Origin of the sequence: Streptomyces sp. C36, from assembly GCF_040932295.1 — a bacterium.
GTDB classification, from domain to species: Bacteria; Actinomycetota; Actinomycetes; order Streptomycetales; family Streptomycetaceae; genus Streptomyces; species Streptomyces triculaminicus.
Window position 1 is genome coordinate 114,583 of the sequence record NZ_JBFQGI010000009.1, and the last position, 14,186, is coordinate 128,768.

20 protein-coding genes are annotated in these 14,186 nt (G+C 70.0%); 5 read left to right on the forward strand and 15 right to left on the reverse strand.

Going from position 1 to position 14,186, the window contains the following annotated elements:
* Positions 1 to 18 precede the first annotated feature (18 nt).
* From AB4K12_RS26145 to AB4K12_RS26175, 7 genes are read right to left on the reverse strand one after another with little or no spacing between them, the layout of a single operon-like run.
* Positions 19 to 741, reverse strand: a complete 723-nt coding sequence (locus AB4K12_RS26145) for a hypothetical protein (protein ID WP_368436677.1) — start codon at positions 739 to 741, stop codon at positions 19 to 21.
* Positions 742 to 1,884 carry a hypothetical protein gene (locus AB4K12_RS26150; RefSeq protein ID WP_368436679.1) on the reverse strand — a complete coding sequence of 381 codons (1,143 nt, stop codon included), beginning with the start codon at positions 1,882 to 1,884 and terminating at the stop codon, positions 742 to 744.
* Positions 1,881 to 3,056, reverse strand: a complete 1,176-nt coding sequence (locus tag AB4K12_RS26155) for a hypothetical protein (protein ID WP_368436681.1) — start codon at positions 3,054 to 3,056, stop codon at positions 1,881 to 1,883. Before AB4K12_RS26155 ends, AB4K12_RS26150 begins: the two co-directional genes overlap by 4 nt.
* Before the next feature lie 58 nt (positions 3,057 to 3,114).
* A complete protein-coding gene (locus tag AB4K12_RS26160; protein ID WP_368436683.1) occupies positions 3,115 to 4,041 on the reverse strand; it encodes a phage tail protein in 927 nt (308 codons plus the stop codon).
* Positions 4,042 to 4,054: 13 nt separating this feature from the next.
* Positions 4,055 to 5,197 (reverse strand): hypothetical protein, encoded by a 1,143-nt coding sequence (locus AB4K12_RS26165; RefSeq protein WP_368436684.1) that lies wholly within the window; start codon positions 5,195 to 5,197, stop codon positions 4,055 to 4,057.
* Between the two features lie 12 nt (positions 5,198 to 5,209).
* Positions 5,210 to 6,277, reverse strand: coding sequence for a phage tail protein (locus AB4K12_RS26170; protein ID WP_368436686.1), 1,068 nt, complete (start codon positions 6,275 to 6,277; stop codon positions 5,210 to 5,212).
* Between the two features lie 44 nt (positions 6,278 to 6,321).
* Positions 6,322 to 7,008, reverse strand: a complete 687-nt coding sequence (locus AB4K12_RS26175) for a hypothetical protein (protein WP_368436688.1) — start codon at positions 7,006 to 7,008, stop codon at positions 6,322 to 6,324.
* Between the two features lie 106 nt (positions 7,009 to 7,114).
* Between AB4K12_RS26175 and AB4K12_RS26180 the strand changes: the two genes are divergently transcribed.
* Entirely contained in the window at positions 7,115 to 7,558 is a 444-nt protein-coding gene (locus tag AB4K12_RS26180) for a hypothetical protein (protein WP_368436690.1), read from the forward strand.
* 42 nt (positions 7,559 to 7,600) lie between these two features.
* Here AB4K12_RS26180 and AB4K12_RS26185 read toward each other — a convergent pair whose 3' ends face one another.
* From AB4K12_RS26185 to AB4K12_RS26205, 5 genes are all read right to left on the reverse strand, one after another.
* A complete protein-coding gene (locus AB4K12_RS26185; RefSeq protein ID WP_368436692.1) occupies positions 7,601 to 7,900 on the reverse strand; it encodes a hypothetical protein in 300 nt (99 codons plus the stop codon).
* Positions 7,901 to 8,031: 131 nt separating this feature from the next.
* On the reverse strand, positions 8,032 to 8,322 hold the full coding sequence (locus AB4K12_RS26190; RefSeq protein WP_368436694.1) for a hypothetical protein: 291 nt from the start codon (positions 8,320 to 8,322) through the stop codon (positions 8,032 to 8,034).
* A gap of 86 nt (positions 8,323 to 8,408) precedes the next feature.
* Positions 8,409 to 8,996 (reverse strand): phage tail protein, encoded by a 588-nt coding sequence (locus tag AB4K12_RS26195; protein ID WP_368436696.1) that lies wholly within the window; start codon positions 8,994 to 8,996, stop codon positions 8,409 to 8,411.
* A 91-nt stretch (positions 8,997 to 9,087) separates the two neighbouring features.
* Positions 9,088 to 9,495 carry a hypothetical protein gene (locus AB4K12_RS26200; protein ID WP_368436697.1) on the reverse strand — a complete coding sequence of 136 codons (408 nt, stop codon included), beginning with the start codon at positions 9,493 to 9,495 and terminating at the stop codon, positions 9,088 to 9,090.
* A 135-nt stretch (positions 9,496 to 9,630) separates the two neighbouring features.
* Complete coding sequence (locus AB4K12_RS26205; protein WP_368436699.1) at positions 9,631 to 10,323, reverse strand: hypothetical protein; 693 nt, start codon at positions 10,321 to 10,323, stop codon at positions 9,631 to 9,633.
* 280 nt (positions 10,324 to 10,603) lie between these two features.
* On the opposite strand from AB4K12_RS26205, the gene AB4K12_RS26210 reads away from it, so the two are divergent.
* Positions 10,604 to 10,894: a hypothetical protein gene (locus AB4K12_RS26210; RefSeq protein WP_368436701.1), complete on the forward strand. Its 291-nt coding sequence runs from the start codon at positions 10,604 to 10,606 to the stop codon at positions 10,892 to 10,894.
* Positions 10,895 to 11,030: 136 nt separating this feature from the next.
* Here the strand turns inward: AB4K12_RS26210 and AB4K12_RS26215 are convergent, their stop codons facing one another.
* From AB4K12_RS26215 to AB4K12_RS26225, 3 genes are read right to left on the reverse strand one after another with little or no spacing between them, the layout of a single operon-like run.
* A complete protein-coding gene (locus tag AB4K12_RS26215) occupies positions 11,031 to 11,237 on the reverse strand; it encodes a hypothetical protein (protein ID WP_368436703.1) in 207 nt (68 codons plus the stop codon).
* Positions 11,234 to 11,854: a hypothetical protein gene (locus AB4K12_RS26220; RefSeq protein WP_368436705.1), complete on the reverse strand. Its 621-nt coding sequence runs from the start codon at positions 11,852 to 11,854 to the stop codon at positions 11,234 to 11,236. The genes AB4K12_RS26215 and AB4K12_RS26220 overlap by 4 nt, the downstream gene beginning before the upstream one ends.
* Positions 11,851 to 12,177, reverse strand: a complete 327-nt coding sequence (locus AB4K12_RS26225) for a WhiB family transcriptional regulator (protein ID WP_368436707.1) — start codon at positions 12,175 to 12,177, stop codon at positions 11,851 to 11,853. Before AB4K12_RS26225 ends, AB4K12_RS26220 begins: the two co-directional genes overlap by 4 nt.
* Before the next feature lie 330 nt (positions 12,178 to 12,507).
* Between AB4K12_RS26225 and AB4K12_RS26230 the strand changes: the two genes are divergently transcribed.
* The 3 genes from AB4K12_RS26230 to rpsG all read left to right on the forward strand — a co-directional run bounded on the left by AB4K12_RS26230 (position 12,508) and on the right by rpsG (position 14,169).
* On the forward strand, positions 12,508 to 12,975 hold the full coding sequence (locus tag AB4K12_RS26230) for a helix-turn-helix domain-containing protein (protein ID WP_368436709.1): 468 nt from the start codon (positions 12,508 to 12,510) through the stop codon (positions 12,973 to 12,975).
* Between the two features lie 349 nt (positions 12,976 to 13,324).
* Complete coding sequence (gene rpsL, locus AB4K12_RS26235) at positions 13,325 to 13,696, forward strand: 30S ribosomal protein S12 (protein WP_003948652.1); 372 nt, start codon at positions 13,325 to 13,327, stop codon at positions 13,694 to 13,696.
* 2 nt (positions 13,697 to 13,698) lie between these two features.
* A complete protein-coding gene (gene rpsG / locus AB4K12_RS26240) occupies positions 13,699 to 14,169 on the forward strand; it encodes a 30S ribosomal protein S7 (RefSeq protein ID WP_004950419.1) in 471 nt (156 codons plus the stop codon).
* Positions 14,170 to 14,186 lie beyond the last annotated feature (17 nt).

Consider the following 14,186-nt stretch of genomic DNA (forward strand, 5'->3'; position numbering starts at 1 on the left):
TGGTACGTCGCGCGGGGGTCAGGACTTGACGCCGTAGAGGGCGCGGGGCGAGCAGCGCACGACGCCGCCGGCCCGGGTGGCGCGGGCCTGCACCTCGACGGTGACCTCGGCGTCGAAGGCGACCTTGACGGGCGCCGTGAACACGAGCTCGCCCGAGGCGCTCGGGCCGACCGGGACCTTGTCGACCAGCACCCGGACCTCGCCCTCGCCGGCGGCGGCGATCCGGCAGTGCAGATACGGGTGCTGGACGATCGCGGAACCGGTGTGGAGCGTGGTCCACTCGGTGGAGCCGGTGGACTCCCAGCGGCTCTCGTTCGTGGGCGTGGGCAGGGGATAGGGGATGTAGGGGCGGGCGAGACCCTCTCCGGAGGGGTCGTCCGAGAGGATGACGTTGCTCTTGTGGTCGAAGATCTTCAGCGACTGCTGGTCCTCGATGTCGGGCGCGGTGGTCCGGACCGCCAGGGCCACGGACCCGTCCTCCCGCCGCAGCAGGAAGCCGCTCTGCGGGCGGCCGCCGGGCCGGGCGGGGAAGACCTCGGGGCTCTGCCCGATGTAGAGGAGCTCGGCGCCCTTCTCGTCCTCGCTGTTGCGCACGGACAGCTGTCCGCCGTCCGTGATGACGACGTTGCCGCCCTTGACCCGGTCCATGGCGGGCCGGGTGTTGGCGCTGCCCATCAGGGCGCGCACCTGCCGCTCCAGGGAGCGGATGCGGTCGAGGAGGTCGGTGGGGATGGCTGCCATCTAGGCCTCCTCCAGGTAGAGCTTGGCGGTCTCGCCCTTGCCGCGCGCGGGCGGTGTGACGGTCAGGCCGACGACGCGGTAGCGGGCGTCGGCCCCGTCGCGGTGCCAGCCGTCGCGGATGCGCAGCAGGACGGTGGCGCCGATGAGGGCGGGCGTGATCCGGCCGTCCATGCGGATGGTGACCTCGGGGATCACCTGGGGGCGGCGGGCGCGCTGGAGTTCGGCCGCGGCGGAGCTGTCGAGGAGCGCCTTCTCCGAGACGCCGCTGAGGTCCGAGGAGCCCTCCAGCCGGGGCCAGTCGGCCTTCAGGTCCTCCTCCGCCACCTGCACGGCGGACATCTGCGGCCGGGACTCGCTGGCCTGGTCGCGATTGTCCGACTCGCCTCGGGTGACCCAGACGTTGGCTTGCACGGTCGAGTCGGCCGGCAGGCTGTAGGTGAGCACCGGGCCGGGCCGGTCCAGCACGATGTCGGCCCGGGTGGCGGTCCTGATCGTGGGGTGGCCGAGCTGGAGCCGCTTGACGCGGGCCCCGGTGTCGGGGTCGCGGAAGCAGTGGATCCGCCACTCGAAGCCGTTCTCCATGGCGGCCAGCTGGTCGATGAGCTCCCGGACCCGGGCCAGGTCGGTCCAGGCGTACGAACGTCTGGTGGCGACCTGGGACCGCTCGGTGCCGAAGGTGATCCCGATGTCGCCGCCGGGCTGCTCCTGGGCGTGCCGGACGAGACCGCGGACGATCTCGAACTGGTCGACCGGCGGCAGGGCCGGCTCGGCCTCCCGGGGGAAGCTCAGGTCCTGGGAGAGGAACCGGTGCTCGAGGTAGGAGTCGAACGTGCCCGCCTGGATCTGCACGCTCAGCCGGCCCCGCTCGTCGCCTGCCGGTGTGCTGGTCCACAGGATGCCGCCCCACCAGATGTCGGAGCCGCGCTCCAGCCAGACCGCGGTGCGGCCGGGCCGGAGCGCGGCGCGGGCGCGCCGCGCCAGGGCCTCGTCGGGCAGCGGGACGGTGGCGCGCAGCTGCCCCGGCTTGCCGATGAAGTCGTCGAACTCGACCTCGGTGAGCGGCAGGGCGTCGATGACGCGGTCGGTGAGCAGGTCGCAGAACAGGGCGCGGTAGGTGACGTCCCTCATCGGCGGCTGCCTCATGCGGTGACCTCGTAGGTGCCCCAGAGCTCGTACCAGTTGGAGGGCAGGTCGACGGGCTTGGTGCCGGGCATCCCGACCTGGCCGGCGGCGCCGAGCGGGGGCATCGGGTCGTCGCCGTCGACCCAGGCGCTGGTGGGCGCGCCGGAGGACTTGGTGGTGGTCCAGTTGCGGGCCGAGCCGCCGCTTTCGGGGCTGATCTCGCAGGCGCCGTGGAAGTAGCCGCCGTCGTTGCCGTTGCCGGAGCCGGCGCCGAGGCGGGCACGGAAGTGGCCGGTGGAGCTCCTGGCCGGCAGGACGGGCAGGGTGACGTACCAGTTGCCGTTCGCCCCCGGGCCGCCCCAGTTGTCGAAGGAGCCGATCCTCAGGAAGACGCGGAAGTGCACGACCGGGCCCATTTTGACGTACCGGCCCTCGATGGAGCCGCCGCGCAGCATCGGGTGCTCCGCGCCGTTCCGGCCCGAGCGCCACTGGGGGGTGTAGTCCTTCCACACCGGCTGCTCCGGGTACGGCCGCCACTCCTTGCCGTTCCAGCGCTCCAGGCCCGAGCCGTTGTCGCGGTACTGGCCGGGGTAGGCGCCGCCGAAGGCCACGCCCCTGGCGAGCGGGACGATGCCGCCGACCGCCACGGTCGCCCGGCGCAGGTCCTCCACCGCCGACTTCCAGTCGAGGCCGCCGGTGCCGGCGGAGGCGCCCGCGGGGATGGTGACCTTGGCCAGGGGCAGCGAGCCGGCGGGCACCGGCGGGGCCGAGGGAGAGGCCCCCGCACGGCCCGGGACGATCTCGATGGTGGCGGCGGTCTGCCCCAGGCCGTCCTGGTCGTTGTCGTACACGCGCAGGACCACGAGGTCCACGCGCGGATTGCCCGGGTCGCCGTCGGCGAAGGTGATGCTGGTGACCTCCGGTACGTAGACCGGGTAGGCGCCCGCCGCCTCGCTGCCCTGGACGACGGCACGGCCCGGGGCGACCTTGGCGCTCAGGCCGGCGGTGTCTCCGTAGACCCGCAGGCCGGAGACCGTCGTGGTGCCGTTCGCCGAACCCGGCAGCACGCCGTCCAGAGAGGTCATGGCGCCGCCGGGGGTCATGGCGCCGAGCGGGGCGAGGCGGGTGTCGGTGCGGGACTGGCCACCGCCCGCGTCGGTGGTGTTGAGCAGCCAAGCGCTGCGGATGTTCATGCCGTTCTCCATGAGGTGTGTGGGTGGGGATGGGCGGCCGGGCTCGTGCGCGGGCCGGTCACCAGCTCGCGTCGCGCCAGGTGACGGAGACCTGCGCCTCGGTGTTGACCGCGTCGGGATCGCAGCGGAAGGCCAGCGACGACTCCCCGGGCTCCAGCTGGAAGAGCTGCTCGGGCGAGGACCGGGCGGTGGCGGTGTGCAGCCGGGACGTCGTCCCGTTGAGGGTGACCGTGCCCGCGCCGGTGTCGACGGTCAGCACGTCCTGGGGGCCGAGCGCGATGTCGTACTCCAGGCGCAGGTCGTCGCCGAGCCGGGTCAGCGACGGCCGCCGGACCGGGCCGCGGAACTCGATCACCGGGGTGGCCGGGGCGTCACCGGCGTTGACCGCGGTGAGCACGCCGTTGGCGGACGAACCTCCCCAGGCCAGCGGCCACGTCAGACCGCCGCCCCAGTCGAGGCCGGCCTCCCGCCGTGGCAGCCCGGTCGTCGCGGTCCGCTCCTCGATGGAGAAGCGCCGCGGATCGGCGCAGACCCACTGCACGGTGGCCTTGGCCGCGCCGCGCGTGACGAACATGCGGTCGTGCGGCATGGCGCGCTGGTTGACCCGGGCCCGTACGGCCAGCGTCTCGCCGTGCAGCCGTACGGCCAGCCACCGCTCGTCGCCATGGACGGCGGTGGCGGCCCGGAACCGCCGTGCCACCTCCGCCGCCCGCTCGGGACGGTCCGGCAGCAGCCAGACCGGCGCGGTGACGGTACGGGCCTGCGCCCACAGCGCCCCCGGCCAGGCACCGTGCTGGTCGGGCCGGAGGACGTCGCCACTGTCGAGGCCGGGCAGGTCGGCCCAGCCGGTGAGACCGCCACTGTCGATCTCGTAGTCGGTGCCGGGCCCGAAAAGAAGCCCGGCCCACTGGATCTGCCCGTCGCGGGTGATCAGTGAGCCGGGGGGTTCGGTGCCGGTGTTCATCTGTGTCGGGGTTGGTGCCATGGGCGGGTGGCCCTCACCTTCTTGTCTGTGCGAGGAACAGCAGGTCCTCGGCGATGCCGTGGGAGCCGCGCCCCTCCGGCTCGTAGTAGTGCTCGACCCGCGGACCCCGGACTCCCGGCACCCCGGCGCGGGCCGCCTCGGCCGTACGGGCCAGCAGCGCGTCGAGCTTGGACAGCGGCAGTACGACCTCGCTCTCGCCGGCCTCGGCGAGGATCACGGGTACGCCGCCGGGGACGGGGGCCACGACGCCGCCCTGGGCGAGCATGGGGATTCGGGGGAGGTCGACGCCGGGGATGTGGTTGAGGCCGTCGATCACCAGGTTGGCGAAGGAGACCAGCCCGTTGAGGGGGACCTTGAGGAAGCCCACCGCGGTCTGGAAGGCGGTCTTGCCGAACTCCGCGATGCCGCCGAAGAAGCCGTCCATGCCCTCGCGGATGTGCTGGAAGCCCTTCGGCAGGTCCTCGCGGAGGAACTTCACCGGATCGCTGACGTAGCGGCGGATGTTCTCGAAGAGGGCCGCGCCCACCGCCAGACCGGTGATCATCGGCGTCATCGCCAGGAAAGCGGGGCCGATGAGGAGTTCGAACGAGGAGAAGACCTCCTCCATGAACGCCCTGCCGGCGTCGGAGTCCATCGCGAACTCGATGAGCTGCGCGGCCACCGGCACGATCAGCGTGGCCAGCAGGATCAGGGGATTGCCCTTCATCACCAGGTTGACCGCGTCCCAGATCTGGGCGGCGGTCCCCATGCCGCCGCCCAGGACACCGCCCAGCCGGCCGGCCCTTCCGGCCAGCTTCGCCTGCTTCAGGATGGGCTGGGCGCCGGTGCCGGCCTGCCGGTGGAGGTCCTTCACCAGCCGGCCGGCCGTCCGGCTGCCGGCTCTGCCCTTCAGCAACTGAGTGTTCGCGGTGCGGGCGCTCCTGCCGAGCGTGTCGACGGCCCGGCCGGCCGTGCCGGCGCCGGTGCCGAACTGCTTGACGGACGCGCCGGCCGGGCCCTTGCCGCGGCCGAGCCGGTCGAGGGCGCGGGCGGCGGTCGCGACGGCCCGCGCGTTGTCCCTGACGGCCGAGGCTCCCTGCCCCAGCAGGGAGCCGAAGCGGGCGAAGGCGCCGGATGTGTTGATGAGCGGGTGGGCGGATGCTGCGGCTGCCGCCATACGGGTACCTCCTTATCCGCGAGCCTTGGCGAGGAACATCAGGGCCATGGCGGTCTGCTGGGGATCGCTCGTCTGCGTGGCGTAGTAGTTCTCGATGTGCAGGCCCTCGCCGGTGGATCCCCGGCGGGCGCTGCCGCCACCGAGGGCGTCCCTCGCCGTCCGCGACAGCAGCCGGTCCAGCTTGGACAGTGGCATCACGGCCTCGGCCTCACCGGCCTCGGCGACGATCGCGGGCACGCCACCGCTGCGCGGCTGGACCACGCCGCCCTCCGCGAGCAGCGGGATGTGGCCGATGTTGACGGTGAAGTTCTTGCCGCCGATGAAGGGGACCCAGTCGGGGACCTTCACATGGATGCCGTTGACCGAGTCCGAGGCCCTGTTGATGAGCTTGATGACCTCGTTGATCGGCCACTTGGCCGCGTCGTAGATCGTCCGGAACACGGCTTTGGCGGACTCGGGCAAGGAGTCCCAGGCCGCGTGCAGCCCCTCCTTGACCTTCTTGAACGCGCCGGGGACGTCGACGCTGAACCACATCACGATGGGCGCGATCGCGAGCTTGAGTCCCTTGAAGACCAGGGAGATCGCCTTGCCGGTGATCTGGATCAGAGGGCCGATGAACTTCATGGCGACGTCGACGGCCTTGCTGATGGCGTCGAAGGCGACCTTCATGATGCGCTGCATCGTCTTCGACTTGGACGCCATGGTGACGACCTTCTCGATGAGCGGGGCGAAGAGTTCCACGAGCATCCCGAGGATGTTGCCCCGCATGGACTTGTTGAGCCCCTTGACCCCGCCGGCAGCCTTCTTCGTGCCACCCTCGAACTTCCCCATTTCCCGGCTGCCGCTGCCGGCGGCCTTTCCGAGCCTGCCGACGGACCTCTCGGCATGGTCGGAGTTGGTCCGGAGTGTCTTGACCTCACGGGCGGCCTGCTGCGACGAGCCCTTGAGCTTCCCGACATTGCCGTTGGCGGTGCCGGCCTGTCTGCCGAGGTTGCCCGCGGCGCGGCCGGCGGCGTCGGCGTTGGTTCTGAAGCCTCTGAGAGGGGCGGTGGTCCGGCCCAGGGATTGAACTAGAGACATGATTTATCCGATTCGGAAGTACGAGCGATCTCCGTGGCCGATTTTCAATGCCCGGCCAATCCATTGCTCAGCGAATCGAGCGTCCTGCTCATTTCGAGCATGTGTCTGCCCGCCGCCTCTGTATCCCTTCGTATGTTCTCCCGTGCTTTTTTGGCATCCCTCTCCGCCTTCTTCGCATCGTCTCGCATTGCCTTGGCGCGTTCTATGTCGGGTCTGGCGTTGAAATATGCGGTCCGAAAAGCGCTGAGGTCACGTCTGGCTTTTGCGACTTTGGCTGCATTGGTGGGATCGAGCTGGGCCTGCCGCACGCTCTCCTTGGCGGTCGCCTTGGCCGCGCCGACCTCCGAGTGCAGGACCTTCGCCTTCTTGTCCGCAGCTTCCTGCTTCTGTTTGCTGTCGCGGGCGTGGGGCCAGGTCCACTTCTGTTTTCCGCCGAATACGATCCCCTTCTCGTCGACCTTCAGCAGGGCGCCGTCCACCTTTACAGGTGTGAACCCCATGGCCACGAGGCCGAGTGAGATCTTCAGGCCCTCGACGCTGCCGCTCAAGGCGGTGACGGAACCGCTGAGCGTGCTCATGGTTGCCGTCATGCCGTTTACGGTCATTCCCATTCTGTTGACCGTAAAGCTGAGGTCGTTTATTTTCTTGCTGTACTCGGTGTGCTGCTTCGCGGGGTCCTCGAACTTGTCGCCGAAATAGTCGGGGACAAGTGGGCCCGGGTCTACGGCCATATGGGCTCACCTGAATCACATGTGCGGCTGATGTGGTATCTCTTGATTTTCCCGGTCGTCTTTGCTATTTTTGATTTTTTGGGCCCGTTGTTCGGGGGGAGTTATCGTGCTGGAATGGGTCGTTGAAGGCTACGGCTGGGCGTGGCTCGGGTATTTATTTGTAGTGCTGCTTCCGACGGCGATATTTGTCATTCCGTTCGGCGCCTATCCGCTGCTTGTCGACCGGAGGCTCCGCAAGGCCGGTGTGGCTGTCACGTCTGTATGCACGGATGCGTCGTGGTCTGAGGGGCGCGTATCGGAGGAGTTTCACTTCACTACGCTGGACGGGCTGGGGGCGTTCTACAGAAGCCCTCTTGCGGATGGGCGCATGTGCCGGGACGGCGAGCGGGTGGGGATTGTTTACGATCCCCGGGCGCCGCATCGCAGAGCGCGTACGGAAATCGAGTTGAGCAGGAAGTCGCCGGCCCGCCGCGACCTGGGTTGCGGTCTGCTACTGCTGTTGCTCCTGCACGTGCTCATGCTGCCTTTCGTTATTCTTTTCGCTCTCTGAGCGTGAGCCCCTCGGTGTGCCGCTCCGCCCGAAAGGCGGGGCTCAGAGTCGCGGCTCCGGCCCGAAGAAGCGGGCCAGGTCCTCCGAGGCCGGGGTGGCGTCGCCGGCGTGGGTTCCGGCCTCGTCGCCGGAGGCCGGCTCGTCCTCCGGGTCCGGGAGGCCCGGTCGCGGGACCGGTTCCGGGTAGTCCAGCGGCTCCGCGTCCTCGCCGCTGTTGATGGTGGTCGTCAGCCAGTTGGCGACGGACAGATGGTCGGTGATCGCCGCTAGCAGGTGCGTCGACGCGTCCCATTCCACGGCTTCGCCGTGCAGGTCGCGGTTGATCGCGCTGTCGCGTGGCATGTGCTTCACCAGCACCGAGAGCCGTCGCGAGGACAGTGAACCCCGGTGCCAGTCGAGCAGGTCCACCCCGTAGTGGCGCAGCAGATCGGCTTCCAGAGCCTCGGCGTGTTCCTCTGCGAACGCGTCGAGGCTCAGTCTTCCCCCAGGCCGAGCCCGGTCTCCTTGCCGTAGGCCTCGAGGATCGCGGCGATGTCCTGCATCGTCACGTCGTGGTCGAGGAAGCGCTCGAACTGCTTCTCGCCCAGCAGCAGGCCCAGCAGGCCGTCGACGTCGTTGTCGTCGAGCTCGCGCAGGGCGCGGGCCGTGCGGTGGCCGATCTCGGTGGGGAGTTCGAAGGTGTCGCCGTCGAGCCGGAAGGTCCAGTTCTTGCCGAGGGCCTCCAGGCGCTGGGCGCGGGCCGCGTTGACGTCGAATCCGGGCATGGTGGTGCTCCTTGTCGGAAGTGAGGAAGCGAGGGGGAGAAGAGGGAAGGGGCGCCGGCGGCGGTGCTCGCCGGCGCCCGGTGTGCTTACTTGCCCGCGCCCGCCGCGTACGCCGTGTCCTTCATCAGCCACGTGGCCAGCGCGTCGCCCGGCTTCTGGGCCAGGGCGGTGAAGGTGACGCCCAGCTTGATGGCGCCCTTGCGGTTGAGGTCCATGTCGTCCTGGACGGTGACCAGGCCGCGCGGGATGACGATGCGGTACTTGATGTCCGCGCCGTCGCTGAACTCCACGCCCAGGGCGCGCTCGTCCTCGCCCTGGTCGGTCTGGATGTCGTACTTGTAGACGTTGGAGTTCGGGGTGCTCTCGCCCACCGTGCCGCCGCCGAAGAAGAACGGCAGGGTGTCCTCGTTGAGCTGGAGCATGCCGAACTTCACGGTCAGTTCGCGCTCGGTGTAGATGGTGCGGGCCGGGCTCAGCGACTGCCAGGTGTCGATGTTGGCGGTCTTGCCCTTGCGGCCGAACTTCACGCCGTCGGTGCTGGTGTAGCCCAGGTCGCGCCAGCCGGTGCCCCAGTCGGTGGTGTTGAGGTCGGCCGGGCCGCTCGTGCCGGGCTTGGCGATGAGGATGCGGCCGGTGCCGGCGACGCGGATCTCGCTCGGGTTCATACCGGGCATGAGGTTCTCCTTGATGAGAGGGATGAGAAAGGGAAGTCGTGCATGACAAAGGCCCCGCCGGATCGGCGGGGCCTGGCTGGTGGACGGTGCTCTACTCCGGGCGGAGCGAGAGGCGCACCGTGGTGAGGTAGCGGTTGCCGGCGGGCCGGTTGTAGTCCGGGAGCCAGCGCACGGCCTCGGTCTCGACGACGTCGGTGACGACCGCCGTGCCGTAGCGGGTGCCGCGGAGCTGGAGGAGGGCGGAGCGGACGGCGAGCGACACGGTGTGTGCCGTCGTCTTGTCCGGTCCGTAGACCTCCAGCTCGACGAGGGGCTGGTCGAGGTGGAGGTCGTCGACCCAGGCGCCGCCGGTCCGGGAGACCAGCACCACCTTCTGCGTACCGTCGAAGCCGGCGGGCGGACGGTTGTCGACGACCGCGCCGGCCAGCTCCGGCCGGTACTTGAGGTTCTCGACGACGAGGCGTTCCACGTCGGGGAACGAGAGCGCTGCTTCGTTCACGGGGTGCTCCTTTGCGTAACGCGAAGCGGCGGACGCCGCGCCCTTGTCGTGGGCACAGCTCCGCCGCTGCATCTATTGTGAACGAGAACGCGCGAGCGCGCAACAAGAAGTTTCGAGCTCGCAATCAGGAGGGGGTCAGTACGCCGGCCCCAGTAAGAGCGTCGCCTCCCGGATCTCCGCTATCGCCGCCTCCACCTCGTAGTACCGGTCGGCGACCTCCCGGTCCGGCTCGAGGTCGACGACGCCGGCGTCCAGGGCGCGCAGCCGGTCCCCGATGGCGTTGAGCCGCACCTCCAGCGCGAACTTGCCCTGGGTCGCCGGCCCCGCCCAGGCCAGCTCGCCCGCCGCGGCGGACAGGGCGGCATGCGCCCGCTCGCGGATGGGGGTGAGGGTGCGGAGCAGCTCCGCCAGCGTGGCGTAGAGGTCGCCGAGGCCGTTGATGAGCTCGTTCAGCCGCTCCATGGTGGGAACGCAGGAGGAGATGTACTCCGTGAGGTACTCGGCGGCCGGTGTCAGCGACTCGAAGTCCGCCTCGTCCGCACCCTCGCGCCATGAGACGCGTACCTTCTCGTACTCCGCGGACCTGTCGCGGGCGTCGCGCCGGAGGTCCTCGACGTCCGGCAGCCGCGCGCGGATCGACCGGGCCGGCAGGCCGGCGCCCTCGTCGAGCAGCTCCTCGACGGCGGCCCGCATGTCGGTCAGCGTCTCGAAGGTCTCCACGGTCATGCGGAGCGAGTCGTCCGCCATGTCGAGCATCCCCGCGAAACCCTCCCGGGCCTCCGCCAGCATCTCCTCGTAGGAGGGTTTCACCCGCTTCCGTCTCCACATGACCGCTTCCCCGCCCGTCTCCCGTATCCCCGGCATCTCCCCGCGCCTCGCGGCATAATCGATCTTACGATCAAACCGGTCGTCCGGTCTGTATCGCGGAACGTCCCCCTGAGGAGACGGAGTGTCAGAGTGGCGGGATAGATTAAAGGACGATCGCGCACACTCCCGGGTATCTCACGACAGATGCGCTGGAGGTGTCACGGAGGGGCCAAATGAGTAGGCGAACAGCACCTGGGGGTGGCATGAGCGAGCGAGTCGTGATGTGCGGGGGACCTGCACGATGAGTGTGCACAGCGATCGGATCACGGAGGTCGTGGCGGCCACCGTCGAGGTCGCCGCCGAGTCCGGGGAGGCCGGGATATTCACCGACGAGGTCGCCCAGGCGCTCACGTCCGTCGTGGGGAAGCTCGCCGCCAAGGCCGTCGACGCCGCCGAGGTCCGCGGATTCGTCAGCGGCTGGCAGGAGGCCGTCGAGACCGTCGAGGACGGCACGCGACGCACCGACGCCGGCGCCCAGGTGTACCGGATGCCCTCGTGGAGCGCCGCCGACTCCGGCCCCTCCAACGCCTGACCGGCCGGTGCCCGCGGAAGCCGGCGAACGCGGAAGTGCCCCGGGGCCTTGAGGGCCTCGGGGCACTGGCATGTTCTCGTATATATAGGGGACACCGAGTCCCCATACGGGCTTACGGGCTACGAGCTCTACGGCCTCATCCGGTGAGGGCCGGCGGCCGGGTCCGTTCATGCGCGCGGCGCGTCGCGCGCTCCGCCGCGAAGACGTCCTCCAAGCGGAACAGGTGGCCGCGGCCGCGCCGTCCGGCCGGGGCCAGGTGCCCCAGTTGGACCCACTTGCGGATCGTGTCGGGCACGACCGCCGCCTCTTGGGCCGCGATCGCCGTCGTCACCAGGGTCGTCATCGCACGCTCCCCTCGAGGCCGGCGCCCGGGCTCTCGCCCAGGTTCCCGCCGAGCAGGTCCCAGTCCGCCCGGACCCATGCGTGGCGGTGTCCCCCGTCCGTACGGCAGCCGCAGGCCGGGTCCTGGCAGCGGCAGCCGGGGTTGACGCACAGGATCGTCTCGCGCCGGGGGAAGACGCGCAGCGAGACGGAGTCGCAGTGCACGCAGCGGCCCCGCACCCGGACGGGGGTCTCCGCGTCGCCGAGGGCGAGGGAGGAGCGGTGGGCCATTCGGCGGGTCTCGCCGCGTACGTGCTCGGCGAGGGCGGGGTCCGGGTGGGCGGCCACGCGGTCCAGCAGGGAGATCAGCCGGAGCAGGCGCTCCGGGACGGTGCCCCGGCGCGGGCGCGGCAGGCCCAGCTTCTCGGCGACGGCCTCCTCCAGTTCCACCACGCCGTCGGTGATGTCGCGGATGGTGTCGGAGACGAAGAGCCGGATGGGCGTGGAGGGGCCGGACGGGGGCCGGGTTCCGGTAGGGGAGGGGCGGGCGGTGCGGCTGGGGGCGAGTTCGCGGCTCAGCTCCGGGAACTGACGGAGCAGGACCCCCAGCCAGACGATGGGACTGTCCTTCGTGGTCATGACGGCTCCTCCAGGTGGTCGGCCGGACGGTCGTCCCCGAGTGCCTCGGGGACGGGCACCTCTTTGCCGTTGCGCCACAGGCGTCCTCCGCTGACCCCGTCGAACCAGCTCACCTGGGGCGCGACGGCCTCCAGGCAGTAGCGGCGTACGGGACAGACGGCGCAGGCCCGCAGGGCGGGGAGCGCGGCCTTGGGGCGGCGGGCGAAGACGGCGCCGTCCGGAAGGCCGGCGCAGGCGGCGCGGGTGCGCCAGTCGGCGGGGTGGCGGGCGGGGCCGGGGTGCGGATAGCCGGAGGCGGGGGCGCGGAGCGCGGATGAGGGCATGGCGGGTCGGCCCCTCTCGGGCACGGAAGCGGGCGGTGCGGGCGGTGCGCGGCGGCGTCCGGGGTGCGGGGTGCGGGTGCGTGCGGAGATCGGACGGACCGGCCGGTTTGTTGCGCCTACGCAATGAACCGTACCCAGCTTGCGCGCGAGAGCGCAACAAGAGACCTTCGAGTGGCTCTCGCGCCCGCCGTCGCGGCGGTAATGCACCAGATAACCCAACCTTTGGCGTGAATTTCCCCCCGCGAGGTAGCCAGTTGCGGGCGCGCACTCCATCCTGGTTATTGCGTGCGCGATCGGACGGTAGGGTTCTGGGTGCGGAGGGAGCGTGTTATGGGCGAAAAGGGCTCGGACATGGAGCGGTTCGCGGGCTGGGTCGAGCATCTGATGCGGGAGCGCGGATACGACATCGACAACCCGCGGGGCGGCGGCAGGTCGCGGCTGGCGGAGGATGCCGGGGTGCACCGCGCGGCGGTGACCCGGTTGCTGCAGCGCCAGAGCCTGCCGGACCTGGAGACCATGCGCGCGCTGGCGCGGGTCCTGGGTGTCGGGCTGCGCGACATGCTGATCGAGTCGGGCAAGGTGTCCGCGGAGGACCTCCCCCTGCCGGGTGGGACGCCCGCCGGTGCGGGCGCGCGGGCCGCCGGGCGCGTGACGCCGCCGGAAGCCGCCGAGATGCTGGGCATCCCGGACAGTCACCGCCGCCAGTTCGTGGAGATGACGGAGATGATCCTCGCCGTCAGCGGGGCCCGTCCGGAGGACGCCCGCCCCGCTCCGAGGGGCATGTCGGCCGGCCGCTGAGTGTGGCCGACGTCACCTGTTCGGCACCCCCCGGCGCGCCCCGTGAGGCCCCTTTGATCCGCGACCTGCGCAGGCCACAGGGGTGTCCTCCGTGTGTGCATTTGTTTTGACCCCAGCCCATGCGGTAGGTACGCTCTGACCTTGTGCCTGGGGTGTCCCTGGGCTCTCGTGCGTGCCTTCAAACCGTGCGAGAGGCTCGGAACCGGACGGTGCTGAACCGTTCGGAGACACCGAAATCTGCATCCATCCACCATTCGGTGGAGCCTGCAGCCTTCGACACACCCGACCGCGTGGGTCGGTGGTTCCAGGTTAGTTTTATCGTGATCGGCACACAGAAACCGGAGAAACGGTGCCTACGATCCAGCAGCTGGTCCGAAAGGGCCGGCAGGACAAGGTCGAGAAGAACAAGACGCCCGCACTCGAGGGTTCGCCCCAGCGTCGTGGCGTCTGCACGCGTGTTTTCACGACCACCCCGAAGAAGCCGAACTCGGCGCTCCGTAAGGTCGCGCGTGTGCGTCTGACCTCCGGCATCGAGGTCACCGCTTACATTCCGGGTGAGGGCCACAACCTGCAGGAGCACTCCATCGTGCTCGTCCGCGGTGGCCGTGTGAAGGACCTGCCGGGTGTTCGCTACAAGATCATCCGCGGTTCCCTCGACACGCAGGGCGTCAAGAACCGTAAGCAGGCTCGCAGCCGCTACGGCGCCAAGAAGGAGAAGTAAGAATGCCTCGTAAGGGCCCCGCCCCGAAGCGCCCGGTCATCATCGACCCGGTTTACGGCTCCCCCCTGGTGACGTCGCTGATCAACAAGATCCTCCTGCACGGCAAGCGCTCCACCGCCGAGCGCATCGTGTACGGCGCCATGGAGGGTCTGCGCGAGAAGACCGGTAACGACCCGGTCATCACCCTCAAGCGCGCTCTCGAGAACGTGAAGCCGGCTCTCGAGGTCAAGTCCCGCCGTGTCGGTGGCGCCACCTACCAGGTGCCGGTCGAGGTCCGTCCGGGCCGCGCCTCCACCCTGGCGCTGCGCTGGCTGGTCGGTTACTCCCGCGCCCGTCGCGAGAAGACCATGACCGAGCGCCTCATGAACGAGCTGCTGGACGCCTCGAACGGTCTCGGCGCCTCGGTCAAGAAGCGTGAGGACACGCACAAGATGGCCGAGTCCAACAAGGCCTTCGCGCACTACCGCTGGTAGTCGCTACCCCCATCGAG